This window comes from Candidatus Cloacimonadota bacterium (genome assembly GCA_020532085.1).
GTDB lineage: Bacteria > Cloacimonadota > Cloacimonadia > Cloacimonadales > Cloacimonadaceae > Syntrophosphaera.
Genome location: JAJBAV010000035.1, coordinates 1 through 17,684, shown reverse-complemented (window position 1 = coordinate 17,684; position 17,684 = coordinate 1). Strand labels below are relative to the sequence as shown.

The following is a 17,684-nucleotide window of genomic DNA, read 5'->3' as shown; positions in this document are numbered from 1 at the left end:
CCAACCGTTAACACTAAAATACGCAAACCGTGGAGGTTTTTTGATGCGCCTTCCAGCCAAGACGCTCTTCCTGGCAACGCTGATCGCCCTTTCCGCCCTGCTGCTTAGCGCGCAGAGCGTGAAGTTCAGCGTCAGCCCCAGCCAGCTTAAACCCGGGGACAAAGGTGTCCTGCGCGCCACGCTCACCATCACCGATGCCGAGAAAAAGCAGTCCTACGACCCCGCCGAGGGCGAGGACGGCTATCTCTATCTGATCGAAACCGGCGAGTATCCGCAGCTGAAATTCGGCAAGACCAGCTATCCCGCCCCCAACCACAAGAACGGCGAGGTCTGGGAATATTACAAATCCCTCACCCTCAGCCGGCCTTTCACAGTGAGCAAAACCGCCCAACCGGGGCCTCTCAACCTCAAGGCCAGCCTGTCCTACAACCTCTGCCACAAGACCAGCGGTTTCTGCGATCCGCCCCGCGACGAGGAAGGCAGCGTGAAGCTGCAGATCCTGCCGGTGGCGGAAGAAGTGGCCGCAAGCGAGGATGAGCCGGAAGAAGAGCTTGCTGAGGTGCAGCCGGTTACGGCCGACTCCACGGCCGTTGTTGCCAGCGCCCAAACCTCAAACGATGACGCGGTACCCCCCGCCCCGGCCACTGAAAAAGCCAGTGGCGGCCAGATTTGGTACTACATGCTGCTGGCCATCCTGGGCGGGATCGTGCTAAATTTCACGCCCTGCGTGCTGCCCATCCTGCCCATCCGCGCGATGAGCATGGTGAACCAGGCCCAGAAAGACATCTCCAAAGTGCTGATCCACACCCTGGTTTACACCCTTGGCGTGCTGCTCTCCTTCGGCGCCATCGCGGCCGTGTTTGTGATCGCCCGGGCCTCCGGGGTCAACCTCACCTACGGTTTCCTCAGCCAGAGCCTGCTCTACAACCTCATCATGATGAGCATCCTCTTCCTCTTTGGCCTCTCGCTGATGGGGGTGTGGGAAATGACCGTGCCGGGGATGAACGCGGCGGCCAAAACCACCTCCAAAAAGGGTTACGGCGGCTCCTTCTTCGCCGGCGTATTCGCCTTTCTGATGGGCTTTTCCTGCATGGGCCCCTTCATGGGTCCGGCGCTGGAAGTGGCCGTGCGCCTGTCCTCGCCGATGCTGGTGCTCTTTTTCCTGCTCATCGGCCTGGGCTTCGCTTTGCCCTTCATCATCATCAGCCTCTTCCCCAGGGCCCTCAAACTTGTGCCCAAACCCGGCGAATGGATGAACATCTTCAAAGAGTTGATGGGCTTCGTGCTGATGTATCTCACCTGGAAATATTTCTCCAACGTCTGGGGCCTCACCCAAAGTGGGACCTACCTGATGAAGACCGGGCTCTACCTGGTTTACCTGGGCTTCGCTGCCTGGCTCTACGGACGCTTTGTGCGCCCCGAAAACAAAAAGGCCGTCCAGATCATCCTGGGCCTGGCCGCCGTGGCCGTGATCGCCGCCTCCGCCTCCACCCTGCTGCCCTGGAAAGAGGAATACCGGCCCCAGTCAACCGCCGTGGCCAACGCCGAAGGCATGGTGCCGGCCAACCATCCCGGCTGGTATGTTTTCTCGCCGGAACTCTTTGCCCGTATGCAATCTGAGGGCAAACCCGTCTTTCTGGACATCGGCGCGGATTGGTGCACGAACTGCAAGGCCAACGAGAAAAAAGTGCTGCTGCAGCCCGATATCCAGGCCGAATTCAGCAAACGCGGCGTGGTGCTGCTCAAGGGCGATTTCACCCGCGAGGACCCCGTGCTGAAAGACTGGATGCAAAAAGGCGGCAGCATCGGCGTGCCCTTCAACGTGCTTTACATCCCCGGCCGCGAGCCTGTCAAGATGGCCGAGCTTTTCAGCAAGGCCGATCTGCTCAAAGCCCTGGAACTCATTCCGGAGACAACCGAATGAAAAGATTTGCCCTTCCCGTCCTGATCGTTCTGGCCGCCCTGTTCGGGGCCGGCTGCGACCGCTTTGGCCACAACTTCCTGCCCCCGGACGCGGTTGATCTGGAGGCAGAGCTGTTCACACCGCTGGATGAAGCCCTGCAAAACCAGACGGAAGCGGGGATCGACCCTGTCATGGCCTTCTTCGCGGATGACTATTTGCATTTCGGGCTGAACAAAGCCGACCGCCGCGCCTGGTTGGAAGGCATTTTCCAGGCTCAGCCGGCTGCCGTGGCCGGGGCAACCTTGCTTGCCTCCGATCTGCTTTCAGACTCCACCGCCGTGGTCAACTGGCGCCTACAGGTCACCGAGACCAAAGGCGTGATCGCGGACAGCACCTTCACCGGCGAACGCCTGGTGAAACGGAACGGGCACTGGCTGCTGCGGGGAAACCAGATGAGCTGTGAGCCGCCGGTGGTCAAGCAGCGCGTGATCATCGAATATTTCACCTTCCTGGGCTGCCCCAACTGCCCCGCCGTGGAGGCCGAACTCCACGACCTGCAGCTGGATCACCCCGGCCAGCTCAGCTATCTGGAACACCACATCACCGGCCCCCTCACCGTGCCGGGAGACCCCACCTACGATTACTACGGACCCTTCACAGTGCCCACCTCCATCCTGGACGGAGAGGTGATGCTCACGGGCAGCTCAGCCGACATCCTTTCCGAATACGCGGCGCAAGTGCAAAACCTGGCCGGGCTCGACAGCCGGATCAACTATTCCGGCCTCACTTACAGCGTGGATGGACAGACCATCAGCGGCTCGGTGCAGTTGGACATGCCGGCCCCGTTCACCCACACGGACCTGGTGCTGAACTGTGTGCTCATCGAGCGCGAATCCAGCTTCACCAACACCCAAGGCCAGAACTTGCGCAACGTGGTGCGGGCCAAATCCGTCCAGGACATCGGTTTTCTGGACTTCCCCAACACCGTCAGCTTCAGCCTCAGCTCCGCCGTGACCATCCCGGACGACGCCTCGCTGGTCATCTTCGCCCAAACCAAGCCGGTTATCTTCGGCAACAATGCCAACATCCATAGCGGCATCGAAGTGGAGCTTGACAGATAACCGGCCTGATGCCAACATGAGACCAAAGCTTCCGTTCCGCGCCTGCCCCTCGCCAAATACCCGCCTGAAGTGCGGCCATCAGGCGGGAGGCAACTCCCGCCCGCAGCTTAAGGGCTTCGGAGCGGAACAGACAACAAATTGAAATATATGGAGATACAAACATGAAATGCCAAATCTTAGTGATAATCTTGCTCCTGCTGGCAGGCAGTCTTGTGGCCGAGCCCATGCCGGAATTCCGCCTTCCCAACGCAAGCAACCAAAACGTCACCCTCGCCGAGCTACTGGGCCGCGGCCCCGTGATCATAGATTTCTGGGCGGATTACTGCCAGCCCTGCAAACAGGCCATGCCCGCCCTGGACGCCCTCGCCCAAAAATATGACAGCCTCACCGTGGTCCTGGTCTCCATCGACGCCCCCAAAGCCCAGACCAAAGCCAAAAACTACCTCAAGGGCAAGAACTTCAAGTTCGTATCCCTCTTCGACCCGGACCAGACCCTGGCCAAAAAGCTCAACGTCACCGAGCCGCCCCACACCTTCATCCTGGACAAGGCCGGCGAGATCGTGCTGGAGCACAAGGGCTTCGTGGCCGGAGACGAACAGGATTATGAGATCAAGGTCCGCTCCCTGCTGGGGATCGAGGCTGAAAAGGGCAGTGACTGCGATTGCGAAGAGCCCTGCGAAGATTGCGATTGCGAGGAAAAGGCCGCTCCCGAGCAGAAGCTCAACCCGGTTCAAACCCCTAAATCGCCATGCGAAAACTGCCACTGATCCTGGCGGCGCTGCTGCTGGTTTGCGGCTTGGCGGCCCAGAGCGCGCCCCTGCTCAACGGGCTCAACGAGGCCAGCCTCATCTACCGCAGTGTGCCGGATTCGCTGCACGTATATTTCCAGAATTCCTTCGGCTTCAGCCTCGGCTACAAGAACTTCAGCTTCGGGATGAAATTCATCGCCGAACTGCCCAAATACAGCACCAACCAATCCGAACTGCTGGAAGAGCTTGACCCGGACCGCCTCAGCCTTGGCTGGAAGGAGCTTTACGCCTCCTACACCCGGGATGCTTACCTCATCCACGCCGGCACCATCGAGGAAAGCTTCGGCTCCGGGCTCATCTTCCGCAGCTATCAGGATCTTGAGCTGGACGAAGACCACCGCGTGACCGGATTCAAATTCCGCTATGACGACAAACTCCGCCTCAAGGCCCTCTACAGCGCCCTGCCCAGCCCCACCTCCCTCGGCAGGCTGGACCTGGCCTACGGCGCGGACGCGGAATACCCCATTCTGGAACCCCTCATTCCATTTTTAGAGTCCATCAACTTTCCTCATCTGGAATCCCTCAGCCTCGGCGCCTCCTTTGTGGGCATGCAGACCCTGCAGGGATCTTCCTACAAACAGGACGACATCCTGGGCGCCAGGGCCAAACTGATCCAGGACCAGTTTGAGATATCCGTGGAAGGGGCTTCCAGGGACGACAAACTTGTGGCGGGGATGCTGAACGGCCTGGCCGTTTTCACCACCGCCTCCGCCTATTTCGGGCCCGTGCAGTTGGGCGGCGCCTACAAACATTACGACAACTTCAGCTACCGCAACCGCGTCCAGGACATTCCCCTGGCCAACCACCACAACGAGACCCTGGCCGACGACCTGGCCTCCGGCACCGATGAACGCGGCTTCCAGGCCTGGACCAACATCGCCCTCGGCCAGTCCCTGAGCCTGAACCTGGACTACGCCGAAGCCTGGGACCAAGCCCGGGAAAAACAGATGAACGACGCCTACGCCGGGCTGGACTGGCAAAGCGGGGCCACCGCCGCCACGCTATCCTACAGCCACATCGAAAAGGTGGACAGCGCCCTGCGCCACTGGCAAAAAGAGGCCTATCCCGCCTTCGTGGTCAGCTTCCCCGCCGGCAAAACGGGACTGGTGCTCTCCGGCGAGTTCAAGACCGTGGAAAAGCTGGTGCTGGACACTGTCCAGAACGAATATGTGGAGGCCAGCCACTACGAACCCCGCCTCCAGGCCGACCTCAGCTTGGGCAAACTCAGCCTTTCGCTGGGCGCGCAAAGCTGGTGGAACGATTTCTCCTCTATCCTGCAAAGCCACTACTGGCCCAGCGTTGAGCTAAAATATCCCATCCTCGCGGACAGCGACCTCGTCCTCTTCGCCGGCAAGGAAGCCGGGGGCAAGGTCTGCCGCAACGGCGTCTGCCGCTATGTGGCCCCCTTCTCCGGGGTCCGTTTGGAACTCGCCACCAGATTTTAAACCATAGGAAACCACGATGAAAAGACCACTAGTTATGCTGCTTCTGCTGTTGGCCGCCGCCCTGGCCGCCAATCCAACCTACTATCCGCTTACCACCATCGCGGAATCCTGCGTGCTGCAGGGCAACGCCCCCAGCAACACCGCCCTGGCCAGTCTGGCCAATGTGCTGGCCGCCACCCACCGGGGTGAATTGATCGCCGCCCGGCTTTACCACAACTCCGGCGCGCTCAGCAGCCCCAGCGTTGAGGACCGCTTCGCCTGGCACAACGCCACCAGCGTGCCCACCGTTGTCTTCAATGGCAACGAAGCCCTGGTGGGCGCCCAGACGGAGGCTGTGTACGCCCAAACCGTGGCCGCCAAACGCTTCCAGGCCGCGCCAGTGAAACTCCAGATCACTTCCTTCACCCCCGCTAGCGGTGCTATCTCCGTTTCTGCCTGGCTGCTGGACCCCAACGTGGACATCAGCGGCCAGACCCTCGCTCTGATGCTGGTGGAGGACAACGTGGGAACAGAAACCAACGTCACCCGCCAGATCAAATACCAAACCATCAACCTGCCCGGATCCGGCGATCCGGTGGTGTTCACGGACAGTTTTGCCATCGACCCTGGCTGGAACCAGGCCAACCTCTGGGCCATCGCCGCCGTCCAGACCGATGTACACCAGATATTACAAAGCGCCTCCACCCTGCCGCTGCCCACCTACAACATCCGCGCCGCCATACCCTGGGACCCGGCCGGGCTCAGCGCCGCGCCGAACACCCTGTTCAGCTCGGAAACGCTTGCCATCTTCAACACCGGCTCCTTCGACACCATGCAGGTGCTGTTGCTGCCCGACGACGCTCCCGCGGACTGGTTTTTCAACTATTGCGACGAGATCGGCGGCTGCTATCCCGGCGACCAGCCTCTGCCCCTGGTGCTTGGCTCCGGCGACAGCAAGGAATTTCATCTCAACCTCTGGGTCGGTTCGCCCGGCACCGCCACCTTCCACTATGAGATCAGCTCGCCCAACCTTGGCACCTTCACCATCCCCTTCGTCTTGCAGACCAGCACCTCCGTCTCCGATCAACTGCTGCAGCCCGCCCTGCGCCTCGAAAGCAACAGCCCCAACCCCTTCCGGGGCTCCACCGCCTTCCAGGTGACGGCGGCCAAAAGCGGCCCCGCCAGTATCCAGGTTTTCGACGCCAAAGGCCGCCTCATCGCGGAAACCCCCGTCCAAAACCTCGGTCCCGGCTCTCATCGGATCGACTGGCAGGCCCCGTCCGGGCTGCCTTCCGGGATCTATCTTTACCGCCTCAAGGACGCCTCCGCGCCGCCCCGCCGGATGCTGCTGCTGAAGTAAACCATGCAAAGATTGCTCGTCCTGCTGCTGGTTTTGGCCGCTTTCCCGCTGCTGGCCTCGCCCTTGGGCAAAGAGTTCGAAACTGCCCTGAGCTCCACCCAAAACGCTGAACAGGCCCTGGAGGTGATCGCCAGTTACCGCGACCGCCTCACCGACCTGGATGACCTTCGCCAGCTGCAGAATTACTGGATGCAGGTCGATCCCGCCGGCTGCGGGGAATGGTTTGGCCAGCAATACGTCGCCCATCCGGACCGCCCGGAGTATGAATACCTCTGGCTGCGCGGACAGACCGACCCCGGCACCCAACTGGCCGGAGGCCGTGCCCTGATCGCCCGGGAACCCTCTTTCTACTGGGGCTACCGCCTCTTCAGCAACACCTATTCCCAAATCCTGCAGGATGCCTCCGCCCCGGATTCCCTGCGCGCGGACATCATGGCCAGCCTTGCCTCCGACCGCGCCCTCCTCCTCCAGGGCCTGCAAACCTGGCCCCTGGACGACTATCTCCGCCTCGCCCTCTTCCACCACCACGCCTCCCAAAGCGAGAACGACCAGGCCGAGGCCCAGCTCCTCCAACTCTTCGACCCGGCCGCCATCGAGGCCAATTTCCGCCACGTCATCGAGTTCATCGCCGCCACCGGCCGCGTCCGCCCCTTCGAGGCCCTCTATCCGCGCCTGATCTCACGCCTTATCGCCAGGGGCGAGGTTCCCGCCGCCGACAGCCTTGCCTACTACCAGTATTCCTATCTGGAAGCCCTCAGGACCGCCAAAGACTGGGCAAAAATGCGTTCCTTCCTGCAGCAGAACCCGGACCTCCAGTCCAATGACAAGACGCTGCAAAACCGCCTTCTGATGCATTTGGGGCTGTCCGAACCGGAAACCGCGCTCAACCTTCTGGAAGGCGCTTTGGCCGCCGGCGTCATCACCTATCCGGAGGCCCTGGACAATCCGGATTATGCCCCCCTGTCAACCCTGCCCCGCCATCCGGAGGTGATGGCCCTTGCCGCCGCCAACTGGGAACAGGCCAGGGCCGAACGCAAGGCCCGGATCATCGCGGAAAAGGTCTCCCGTCCCGCCCCTCTCTGGGAATTGCCCGATCCCGAGGGCAACCTGACCCGCCTCGAAGACCTCCGCGGCAAGATCGTCATCCTCGATTTCTGGGCCCTCTGGTGCTCGCCCTGCCTCAAAACCCTGCCCAAGCTCGATTCCTGGCTGGAGCGGAACTCCTCGGAAGACGTCGCGCTGATCTCCATCAACGTTTGGGAAAGCCCCTCCGAACTACCCAATGTGATCGACCACTTCAGCAAAAACAGCTACGGCATGAAGCTCCTCCTGGGCGACAACGAACTGCCCCGGGCCTACGGCTTCTCCGGCATCCCCTGGCTTTGCGCCATTGACAAACAGGGCAACATCGCCTTCACCCAAAGCGGCTTCAGCCCCGTTCTGGAGGAAACCCTCTCCGTCTGGGTGGAGGAATTGCGTCGCTGACAAGGAGGTCTGATGCGGCGTCCGAATCCCTATCTCACTCCCCGGGAACAGCGCGCCCTCATTGTTTTGGCCGCCCTGGCCCTGCTGGGGTTCCTGGCCGGCCAGCTTAAGACCGTTCCCACCCTCGCCCCTGTCCTCCAAAGCGAACTCGCCGCCCCGGAACTCCTCACCGTGGCCGCGGAGGTGGACAAACCAGTCCAGATCGACATCCGCACCGCCTCCCAGGAAGAACTCATGCTCCTGCCCGGTATCGGCGCCAAACGCGCCCAGGACATCATTTCCCACCGCGCCCAACACCCCTTCAACAGCACCGACGACCTCCTCCAGATCAAGGGCATCGGCCCCAAAACCCTGGCCAAAATGCTGCCCTCCCTCCTCCCCTTCGGCTCACCCCAGTTCACCCCGGAAGCCGCCGTGGATCCCAATTCCATGACCACCATCGGCCTGCTTGAGCCCGCGCCCAACAATCTCACCGCTCCCGGCGCTTCTGCGTCTTCATCCCAAACCCCTTCCCGCGAGGAAAAACCCGTCCCCAAAAGCCAACTCACCAACGTGGTCAACCTCAACACCGCTGGCCTGGCCGAACTCTGCACCCTGCCCGGCATCGGAGAGGTAAAAGCTAAAGCCATAATCGATTACCGCTCCCAAAACGGCAGGTTTCAAAGCGTCGACGACATCACCAAGGTCAAGGGTATTGGCGCTAAAACCCTCGCCAATATCCGGCATCGCCTCAGGGTCTGATCCCCGCTATGGCCGTGTCTGCCATGCCATGGCCAGGAACTGCAACCCTCCCCACTTAAACAGGAGCCACATAGATCACTGTTGAAAATCTCGCTGATCTTGACCGACGAGGACGGCGGTCGCCCCTGTTGGTCATGATCCCTATACTGTGGAATGGCTTCAATCCGTTAAACACCCATATCGCCCACACATAACGGACTTTTCCATTAGCTTTGTGGTTCCCCCGCTTCCCACAATCTCCCTAAGCACGATTTCAGGCTCATTCCCGAGCCAGTTTCCGGAGTGTTTTAGCGATATCTTGAAACCCAGCGGAGGTAACCTGGAGCCCAGTCAGCGCCGCGAGCATTATTACAGGAGAGGTTTTGAATTTCATCTCCTGTTTTATCCTACTGTTGGAGATGCTCATTCCTCCCTCGAAGCCTGCACAACCTCTGGGTTAATTACACAAACCCGTTGAAAAAAAACCACAAAGCCGCCCGAAAACGGCAAAAAAATAACTTGACGCTAACCTTGTAATTCAGAAATTCAGCAAAAAAATTTTGAGGAGTCTTCCATGAAAACAGCCTTGGTTTTGTTTGTGATCTTTTGGTCCCTGGCTCTGGGACTGAGCGGCGAGAACCTACCGGCCAAAGCCTGGCAGGTTGGTGAGGGCAAGGTTTCTGAGGTCCTTCTTCCCCAGGCGGAAAGCGGCCAGCGCACCGATCCGCCCCAGAACGTTATGGCGCAGATCACCGCTGGGGGCAAGCTCCGCCTGAGTTGGTCTCCCGTCACCGGCGCGGAGGGAACCGTGAACATCTATCGCGCGGACACTCCGGCGGCGCCCGGGGATCCCGCCTGGACCAGGGTTCTACTCCTTCCCGCCAGCTACAGCCAATTCGACCTTCCCCTGGAAACCGCTGGCTTCTTTTACCTCACTCACGATCCCGCGGTGTCCATCCCCCCGGACCTGGCTTTGGTGGAGGGAGGCTCGACGGCGGGGATTACCGTGGGGACCTTCTACATCGGCAAATACGAGGTTACCACGGATTCCTGGAACTACTACGTGTTGGGTGGCAGCGGCGACACTTTCCCGCGCCGGGACCTCAGCTGGCTGGACACCATCATGTATTGCAACGCCCGCAGCGTGGCCGAGGGCTTGGAACCCTGTTACTATTTCACCCTGGGGGGTGTCAATTACGGAACCGCCTACTCGACCTGGCCGAACGATCCCGATTACGGCTGGTCCTGGCATGACACCGGCTGGATGGAGTCTTGCATCAACTGGAACACTTTGGCCAACGGCTATCGCCTGCTCACCCACGCCGAGTGGGAATACGCCGCCCGCGGAGGCCTGCTTTCGCAAGGCTATGCCTACAGCGGCAGCAACGACATCAACGCGGTGGCCTGGTATGGCTACAGCGGCATACATCCCGTGGGGCAGAAAGCGCCCAACGAGCTTGGGCTCCACGACATGAGCGGGAACGTCTGGGAATGGAATTGGGACTGGACCAGCTATCACAACCGCTGTCGCAGCGGCGGCGGCTACAACAGCTCCTATGATTACTGTTACGTCTGGTCCTGGTTTGGAACCTACGCCGGGGCTTATGAAAGCGACTTCGGGTTCAGGGTGGGGAGGGACGCCCACTGACGCCCCGGACGGGATAAAGAGCCGTTCCGTCTTCTGGCGCCGGCATCCGTTCGCCCGGTGCCAGCGGAGCCGGAGCGTCCGTCATTCCAGATCGCTGTCACAGAATCCAGGCCTCGCGGGAATAGCCAAACCGTCCTTACCGCCAATCTCACAGCCCCGCCCTGTCATGGAAAGCGGTTTTAACCGGTAAGGGAATATAGACGGGGGTTTCAACCCCCGTAACCCGATTTGCCGGGGGCGAATCCAAAACCTGCGCGCGGGTGCGGGACTTTGAGGGGTGATTCATCGACCCTCACCTGTGCTGATACCCCGATGAATCAGGGATCGAAGTCCTGCACCCCTCTGCGAGGGGTTGGTTCGGGCGGTTCAGGGTTACGGGGGTTGAAACCCCCGCCTATAGTCCTTCACCCTGCGAGCGGGGTTGTCCCTCCTGTCATTCCTGTTTAGGGATCCGTAATCCAGCAATATCATCCACATGGCCCCGCCCTGTCATTCCGGGGTGGGGGTTTTAACCCCCGGGGTCCCGGAATCCAGACCTTCCGGGTAATGCATTTGGAGGGAGTCGTCACAGACCGCGTCTGTATCGACTCCGCCCTGGCCTGGAAACGAATCTGGCTATTCCCGCAAGGGCTGGATTCCGGATCTCCGGCGCTGAAGCACCTGCGTCCGGAATGACGTAGTTTGAGGCGGGGCGGGGGATGTTCTGCTGGAGTCGATGCCCGTGTTTCGCCCGACTCCAGCTTCACCGCCCGGAATGACGAAGCGGGAGAGGGCGGTGGAAAGTTCTACATTCAGCCGATCCCCCTCAACCCATCCGGTTTTAAATAGAGCCATAAAAATTTCGCTTAACTTTCAGGCCTGGCTGGCAATAAAACCCTGCTGATCATGCTGCCGAAAAGCTCCGGCCAGCCCGGCACAAGGAATCTGCGCCCGGTTCCGCCTCCGGATCAGCCCTTGACGATCTTGTCCACGAACTGGGCGTTCATGAGTTGGGCGGCGGCCATGTATTTGAGGTTGAATTTTAGGACGTCACCGGTTTCGTAGCGGGAGGGGTTTTCGCCGAGGTCGAAGACGGTGAGATCGGAGCTGTTTCCGAAAAAGCGGACGCCGGGGTTGTGGGGGATGAGTTTTTTGGCGTCAACGTCGAGGGCGCCGAAATCGACGATGGCGTGAACACTGGTGTCAGTGGCAAAATCCCCGGTTTCGCCCACATTTGCGTCGGTGAGGATCCCGTCCGGCGTGTTGTCCTTGCGGTAGAGTTCCACGATATTGGCCTCGAAGGTGAAGGTGTCGGTCATCAGGTTCAGAAAGGGTTTGTCGTTGAGAGGTGAGGTTCCCAGGAAGGCGGCTTCGCCGATGCGGAAGTGGTTGACGCCGAGAGGGATCTTGTTTTCAGCCAGCAGGGGCAGGGTTATGGAACTGGCGCCGGAGACGAGCTCGAGTTTGCGTTTGAACGTGGCCTCCAGAAGTTGCTGGTAGAGAACCAGTTGGAGCATTTTGTCATAGGTTGGCTGGATTCCGGTCATGCAGCCCAGATTGGTTCCGAGGCCGATGATGTCGATGTTTTTGAGCTTGAAGACCTTTTTGTAGAAATCCAGCAGGCCTTCGCGGTGGATCCCTTCACGCAGTTCGCCCATTTCCACCATCAGGATCACGCGGTGTTTTTGGCCGATTTTCCCCGCGGCCCTGTCCAGGGCTTGGAGGGTGAGGAAGGAGCTGTTGAAGGAAATATCGGCGAATCTGACCACATTGCCGGCGTTTCTGATGCCGGGTGGTTTGATGTAGAGGGTAACGAGGCTGGGATCGATCTCCTTTACCAGCTTCAGCACGCGCCACTGGGAAACCGCCAGGGAATGGGTTTGGCGGACCACGGGGTGGGCGAGCAGGGCGCTCAGGGCCTGGCTGTTGCTGCCCAGCACCTTCACCACCAGGGACCAGGTTTTGCCGTGCTCGCTCATCAGGGCGTCGATTCTATCAATGTTGGCCACTATCTTGTCCAGATGGATGGTAAGCCGGGCCATGATCAGGCCTCCCTGGTCCAGCGCATCTCGGCGTATTTGCTGGTGAAGCCCATCCTTTTGTAGAGGCGGGAGGCCGGATTGTCGTATTCCACGTGCAGGGCCACTTCGCCCTGGCAGAGTTCCAAGGCTCTCTGGATCAGCTTTCCGCCGATTCCCTGGCCTCTGTGTTCCGGACCCACGGCGATATAGACCAGCAAATATTCCGGCACGTAGCCAGCCATCCCGGTGGCGTTCATCACCAGCGCTCCGGCCAGTTCCTTCTCCTCGTGGGCCAGCAACAAGAAGCCACCTTTGCCGGGTTCGCCGGAAAAAGCGTAATCCACCGCCTTGGAAATGGCCGGCACCGCGTCCGTGAACTGGTCCAGATTGATGTGCAGCCACTGGGCAAGCTGTTCCTGGGGGAGGAAAAGCTCCAGTTCCGCTTTGTTGCGTATGGTTGTTATCTTGGTCATAATTTACTCCTTTAAATGGCCACTCTGGGAATCTGCTGGGGCAGGCGGGCCAGCAGTTCGTAGTTCATCGTCTTGGTGAGTTCCGCGAAGGAGGCCACCGAGATGGACAGCTCGCCCTGTTTGCCGATCAGCACCACCTCGTCGCCCGGAACCACGGTGTGGATGTGGCTTACGTCCACCATGAACATGTTCATGTTGATGGAGCCCACGACGGGGGCGCGTTTTCCGCGCAGCAGCACCAGCCCGGAATGGCTGAGGTTTTTGGCATAGCCCTGGTGATAACCCACGGGAATGGTGGCCAGCTTCATGGGTTTGGTGCTCAGGAAGCTATTCCCGTAGTTGATGAAATTCCCCTTCGCGACGGCTTTCACGCTCATTACGCGGGTTTTCCAGGAGAGCACGGTCTTGAGGGGGTCGCGGGTGAATTTCACCTGTGGCGAAAGCAGGTTGTTCATCTTGGTTTCCATGCTGGGCCAGAAGCCGTATTGGGCGATGCCGAAGCGCACCATGTCCATGATGGTGTGGGGATAGATGAGGGCGGCGGCGGAACAGGCGCTGTGGTAGGCCTCAGCCACTATCCCCGCCTTTTTCAGCTCTTTTTTGAGGCGGAGGAAGGCCTGATACTGGTTTTGGATGCGGAGGAAATTGGCCACGCTTTCAGCTCCGGCGTAATGGGTGCAGATGCCCTTGAGGCAGAGGTGGCGGCGGTTCTTTCTGATCAGGTCAACCACTTCGGGAAATTCAGCCTCCTCGATCCCGGTGCGGTGCATACCGGTTTCCAGTTCCAGGTGGACCAGGGCCTTGCGTTTGAGCTTTTTGGCCACTTCCACCGCCGCGGCGAGGCGCTGGGGCGTGAACACGTAAAACTCCACGCCCTTGCCGATGATCCATTCCAGCTGATCCTCGTCCAGCATGCCCATGATGATGAGCCGGCTGTGCTCGGATTTCACCTGAAGGGCCGTGTGGGCCTCCCGGGCGTCGTAAACCGCAAAGCAGGACACTCCAGCCCGCTCCGCCAGGGGGACGAACTGCTCGATCCCATGCCCGTAGGCGTTTCCCTTGATCACTGAGACAAACTGGGCCGGGGCGATCCGCTTCTTTAGATATCTGATGTTCTTGGCAACCGCGGACGCGTCCAGCTCGATCCAGCTTGAAGACAGCATCTCTCTCTCCTTTTTCGTATCCGCAGGGCAGATAAATTCTTTTCGAACAACGGCCTCCGGGGAGGGCCCCCGGCAGTTGTAAACCGGATTGTTCAACTATGCTACATCTAAATGCTGGACTGGATTTGGGCCTTGTCAAGGAAAAAATCCGGCTCGCCTGGGAAGCGGTTCTGATCCTGGATAAATTTGGCTCCTGTTAAAATATGGGGGGGGTATAGAGTATCAAGTGAAATTGCAAATAGTATCACTTTCGTTGCAAATCGCCGGTTTTGGTGAGACCCCAGTATCACCCTTTTTGCAAATCGGTATCAGGGTTTTTGCAAATCCAGTATCAGGGTTTCTGCAAATCCAGTATCAAGTTATCTGTAATGCACCTGACTGCCTATGTCCCTACTTTATCAATAGCACTTTATGAGTTGAGGATCTCCCTTCAGCCTGCAGGCGGATAAAATATACTCCAGATGATGCCCGATCACCGTCATTGTCTTTGCCATCCCAGACAAATCTAAAGCCTTCACTTGTTCTTTGCCCAACTGAAATTAACCTAATGAGTTGCCCCTTGATATTGAACACTTGGATAGGTTGATCAGGCTCCACAAATCCTTTTAACTCTATCACGAGGTCATCGACTACCGGGTTTGGATAACATCTTATCCTATTAATTTCCGGAACAGCTACCTGGTCATCATTATCTGTGGTCGTGTATGAGTAGATCGAGACATTATCCTGCGCAAAGAAATACAAGTATGCATCGTCACTCTCGATATGGCCGGTATATGAACCTTGGGGCAGGTAATAATCAGGCGTAATGAACCCAGTTGGATATCCCTCGGTATTGTAAAAAATAATCCCTAATTCACTGATGACACACACATAGTCTCCAAAATGCCCCCAGCGGATGTTGTTTTCCACTTGAAATGAACCTAAAGGATTAAAGAAACCTGCTGGTTGGCCTGGATTCAAATGGTTGCGCAGAAAGAGATAATTTCCTGCATAAAAAACGTAACCGGGAGGTGGTACAAGATCCGGAACAATGTGGGAAAGAAAGGGATCATTGGAGACAACTCCATCAAACACATACAAATCAGCATTTCCAACAGCATTGGCTTCACACATATATAGCAGATTCCGGGAAAATACCGGAGACAGCAGATTGAAACCCAGAGGATAATCAAACACCAGGCTTGGAGTGTTTTCCCAAATCATATACTTATAAAGATGGGCAGTTTGGCTGTTTAACACATAGAAGTATCCCGGTTCAGTGTAATTGAAGAACAGAGTATGATACATTGAAACTGGCAGGCTGTAGATCATTACAGGCGATTGTAGGTCAATTATGTTGTAAACACGGAGGGATGCTGTTGTTCCATCGCCAAACTGGCCCAACATATAATCACCACACAGATCGATCCATCCATAATAGTCTGTGAGAATGGAGAACTCATAGTTTGGATGGCTGGGATCAGAGATATCAAAACAGGCGATTCCATCATACATGACTGGTTGCAGTATAAAATGTCCGTATTTGTGCCCGACACTCGACAATTGATTGAATCTGAAGCACTTTGAGACGAATTCGATGATGCCTGTGTCCTGGACTTTCAAGTTTACGCATCCCCAACAATTGGTGGAAGCAAAGAGATAATCGCCATAGGAGATCAGTGTTCCGCCTGATGGATTATTCTCCAATCCGTCGGGGAAATCCTGGGAATGTACTTCTGTAGGATTATCAAGATCTGAGATATCATAAACGGTGAAAATATTTAGCGGAGCTGTGACAGTGTTGAAGATCAAATAATTGTTGCAATACGTAACTGATGCGTAATGAAGCCCAATTGCAATCGAACCTCTTTCCTGCCAATTGTCCGGTGCCGTGACATGCCATAATTTCAAGGCGTTATGATCTTGGGTGGCTATAGTGTTACTGTCGATATACAAGAACCTCGGGAATATGCCCGTGGAGTAGGGCAGCGGTATAGATCCTACTACCTGCAGACCACTTGAGGTTACGGACATGATCGTAAACGCACTGGCAGTTGGACCGCGTGTTATAATGTAATTGCCTCCGATGTATTCATAATAAAGAGATTCGGGATAGTGTTGAATGACTTGATTCGTACTTGGATCAATCACCGACAATCCCGTCAGAAGACCATTTTCTTGTCTCTTGGCGATGAGCATGCCGTTCACAAAACGTAGTTGAAAGTATCGCAAACCATTCTCACCCACGCTGATTTCTCCAGCTGCTTGAGGCGAAAGTGGATCAGACACATCTACCCGAAATAATGCTCCTGAGGAAGGTTCTAAAATGGTAGAAAAATCATATAGCACGGCAATAAAGAGATAATCATCCTTCTTCACCATTTCCACAGTCATACCATCCACAGGATAGTTTCCTACCTCGGTAAAGCTGCCTGAAAGGCTATCCCACACCGAAACCTGGAATCCATATGTAGTAGGCAGATAGACATAAGGATAATCTATGACTGGCGCTCTGGATAATAAATAGTCGTGGGTTGTAAACGCAAAGCGAGATACCTCGGTTGTCTGTATGCCTTCAACATTGCCAGGGTGTAGCAATAAAAGAAGGAGAAATAGCATGATATTTAGATACCAACACAAGTTTAATCTGTATTTCACTATTCCTCCTTGCATTTTCAATTTTCCATCTTATGTGGGAAGTTAGGAATTGAAGGTAAGGTCACAGTTACATTTGTCCAAGGCATTTCATCCCAAACATAGACTCCAGAGACAGTTACCGAACGGTCATCTTGAGTAACGGTGAAAGTTGCGTTACAACTATTGAAAGGGAAATATTCCCAAGTAATAATTTGCTGCCCGCAGCAGTAAACACTTGGTGATCTTGAGGTATTGGCATTTGTTCCAAACATATCAGCAGCAACGACCCGAACACTTATGTCTCCTTCGCTATGATACACTCCGTTGACTGTTACGTAAACTGTTGTCGCAGATAACATTGTTCCTGCAAATAGCATGATTATTACGAGCAATTGCCTAAGGGGTATGTAGCTTTTCATTTTTTCTTCAATTGTAAGTTGAGTATTTGTTTTGTTAATGATTCCTTTTGACTCTCCATACATTTACCAAGAGCATCAATTTGTTCTTTTTCTATCACTTTTATCTTGGTTTGTGGGTCAGAATCAACATTTGAGATATGCCCCAGGTCATTACAGGGCATAGAATACATAAATGATATCGCCAATTTCGATGATGATGTACTCACCTTCGGAATCTTCATATCTGATCTCAACTCCCGGGTCGTTTAACGAACCCAGATACACAGGTAACGTGAGGGGGTCTATCGCTGAGTAATCAATCTCTGAAGCCACCAGAAACGTGATGACGAACAGCACTGCCAGGACAAGCATCGATCTCTTTAACATACGAACTCCTTTTAAAGCGTTTATATATTAGACGGAGATCCTAAGACTGGTAGCGTCTCAAAGGTTGGTGTAAAATAGGTAACGGCAGATGAAGAAAAAGGTTGAGCCAGATCCCGCTCTTTGTTTTGATGGTTTTGACAAAACTAACAGACAAGGAGACGATCATGACTCAAC

Annotated in this window: 13 protein-coding genes and 2 pseudogenes; 9 read left to right on the top strand and 6 right to left on the bottom strand. The window is 56.6% G+C overall.

The window, feature by feature from the left end; genetic code table 11:
- Nucleotides 1–43: 43 nt before the first annotated feature.
- The 9 genes and pseudogenes from LHW45_09090 (at nt 44) to LHW45_09050 (ending at nt 10,470) form a co-directional block, all read left to right on the top strand.
- Nucleotides 44–1,924: a thioredoxin family protein gene (locus LHW45_09090; protein MCB5285726.1), complete on the top strand. Its 1,881-nt coding sequence runs from the start codon at nt 44–46 to the stop codon at nt 1,922–1,924.
- Nucleotides 1,921–3,024, top strand: a complete 1,104-nt coding sequence (locus LHW45_09085; GenBank protein ID MCB5285725.1) for a hypothetical protein — start codon at nt 1,921–1,923, stop codon at nt 3,022–3,024. Before LHW45_09090 ends, LHW45_09085 begins: the two co-directional genes overlap by 4 nt.
- A gap of 161 nt (nt 3,025–3,185) precedes the next feature.
- Nucleotides 3,186–3,791 carry a TlpA family protein disulfide reductase gene (locus LHW45_09080; GenBank protein MCB5285724.1) on the top strand — a complete coding sequence of 202 codons (606 nt, stop codon included), beginning with the start codon at nt 3,186–3,188 and terminating at the stop codon, nt 3,789–3,791.
- Complete coding sequence (locus LHW45_09075; GenBank protein ID MCB5285723.1) at nt 3,773–5,278, top strand: DUF6029 family protein; 1,506 nt, start codon at nt 3,773–3,775, stop codon at nt 5,276–5,278. Before LHW45_09080 ends, LHW45_09075 begins: the two co-directional genes overlap by 19 nt.
- Nucleotides 5,279–5,294: 16 nt before the next feature.
- Nucleotides 5,295–6,617 (top strand): T9SS type A sorting domain-containing protein, encoded by a 1,323-nt coding sequence (locus tag LHW45_09070; protein ID MCB5285722.1) that lies wholly within the window; start codon nt 5,295–5,297, stop codon nt 6,615–6,617.
- Between the two features lie 3 nt (nt 6,618–6,620).
- A complete protein-coding gene (locus LHW45_09065; GenBank protein MCB5285721.1) occupies nt 6,621–8,102 on the top strand; it encodes a TlpA family protein disulfide reductase in 1,482 nt (493 codons plus the stop codon).
- 12 nt (nt 8,103–8,114) lie between these two features.
- Nucleotides 8,115–8,474 (top strand): annotated as a pseudogene (locus LHW45_09060) (helix-hairpin-helix domain-containing protein).
- 183 nt (nt 8,475–8,657) lie between these two features.
- Nucleotides 8,658–8,843, top strand: a pseudogene (locus tag LHW45_09055) (ComEA family DNA-binding protein).
- Between the two features lie 553 nt (nt 8,844–9,396).
- Entirely contained in the window at nt 9,397–10,470 is a 1,074-nt protein-coding gene (locus tag LHW45_09050; GenBank protein ID MCB5285720.1) for a formylglycine-generating enzyme family protein, read from the top strand.
- 947 nt (nt 10,471–11,417) lie between these two features.
- Here LHW45_09050 and LHW45_09045 read toward each other — a convergent pair.
- The 6 genes from LHW45_09045 to LHW45_09020 form a co-directional block, all read right to left on the bottom strand.
- On the bottom strand, nt 11,418–12,491 hold the full coding sequence (locus LHW45_09045) for an alanine racemase (GenBank protein ID MCB5285719.1): 1,074 nt from the start codon (nt 12,489–12,491) through the stop codon (nt 11,418–11,420).
- A gap of 2 nt (nt 12,492–12,493) precedes the next feature.
- Nucleotides 12,494–12,943: a GNAT family N-acetyltransferase gene (locus LHW45_09040; GenBank protein ID MCB5285718.1), complete on the bottom strand. Its 450-nt coding sequence runs from the start codon at nt 12,941–12,943 to the stop codon at nt 12,494–12,496.
- 11 nt (nt 12,944–12,954) lie between these two features.
- A complete protein-coding gene (gene alr, locus LHW45_09035; GenBank protein MCB5285717.1) occupies nt 12,955–14,106 on the bottom strand; it encodes an alanine racemase in 1,152 nt (383 codons plus the stop codon).
- 390 nt (nt 14,107–14,496) lie between these two features.
- Nucleotides 14,497–16,746: a T9SS type A sorting domain-containing protein gene (locus tag LHW45_09030; protein ID MCB5285716.1), complete on the bottom strand. Its 2,250-nt coding sequence runs from the start codon at nt 16,744–16,746 to the stop codon at nt 14,497–14,499.
- 17 nt (nt 16,747–16,763) lie between these two features.
- The gene (locus LHW45_09025; GenBank protein MCB5285715.1) at nt 16,764–17,144 is read right to left on the bottom strand and encodes a hypothetical protein; all 381 of its coding nucleotides are present in this window, start codon (nt 17,142–17,144) and stop codon (nt 16,764–16,766) included.
- Nucleotides 17,145–17,294: 150 nt separating this feature from the next.
- Nucleotides 17,295–17,510, bottom strand: a complete 216-nt coding sequence (locus LHW45_09020; GenBank protein MCB5285714.1) for a hypothetical protein — start codon at nt 17,508–17,510, stop codon at nt 17,295–17,297.
- Between the last annotated feature and the right edge of the window lie 174 nt (nt 17,511–17,684).

Bases quoted from the DNA above. Each gene is read 5' to 3' on its own strand.
- LHW45_09090 (MCB5285726.1), top strand. From the start codon at position 44: ATGCGCCTTCCAGCCAAGACGCTCTTCCTGGCAACGCTGATCGCCCTT.
- LHW45_09085 (MCB5285725.1), top strand. From the start codon at position 1,921: ATGAAAAGATTTGCCCTTCCCGTCCTGATCGTTCTGGCCGCCCTGTTC.
- LHW45_09080 (MCB5285724.1), top strand. From the start codon at position 3,186: ATGAAATGCCAAATCTTAGTGATAATCTTGCTCCTGCTGGCAGGCAGT.
- LHW45_09075 (MCB5285723.1), top strand. From the start codon at position 3,773: ATGCGAAAACTGCCACTGATCCTGGCGGCGCTGCTGCTGGTTTGCGGC.
- LHW45_09070 (MCB5285722.1), top strand. From the start codon at position 5,295: ATGAAAAGACCACTAGTTATGCTGCTTCTGCTGTTGGCCGCCGCCCTG.
- LHW45_09065 (MCB5285721.1), top strand. From the start codon at position 6,621: ATGCAAAGATTGCTCGTCCTGCTGCTGGTTTTGGCCGCTTTCCCGCTG.
- LHW45_09050 (MCB5285720.1), top strand. From the start codon at position 9,397: ATGAAAACAGCCTTGGTTTTGTTTGTGATCTTTTGGTCCCTGGCTCTG.
- LHW45_09045 (MCB5285719.1), bottom strand. From the start codon at position 12,491: ATGGCCCGGCTTACCATCCATCTGGACAAGATAGTGGCCAACATTGAT.
- LHW45_09040 (MCB5285718.1), bottom strand. From the start codon at position 12,943: ATGACCAAGATAACAACCATACGCAACAAAGCGGAACTGGAGCTTTTC.
- alr (MCB5285717.1), bottom strand. From the start codon at position 14,106: ATGCTGTCTTCAAGCTGGATCGAGCTGGACGCGTCCGCGGTTGCCAAG.
- LHW45_09025 (MCB5285715.1), bottom strand. From the start codon at position 17,144: ATGAAAAGCTACATACCCCTTAGGCAATTGCTCGTAATAATCATGCTA.
- LHW45_09020 (MCB5285714.1), bottom strand. From the start codon at position 17,510: ATGTTAAAGAGATCGATGCTTGTCCTGGCAGTGCTGTTCGTCATCACG.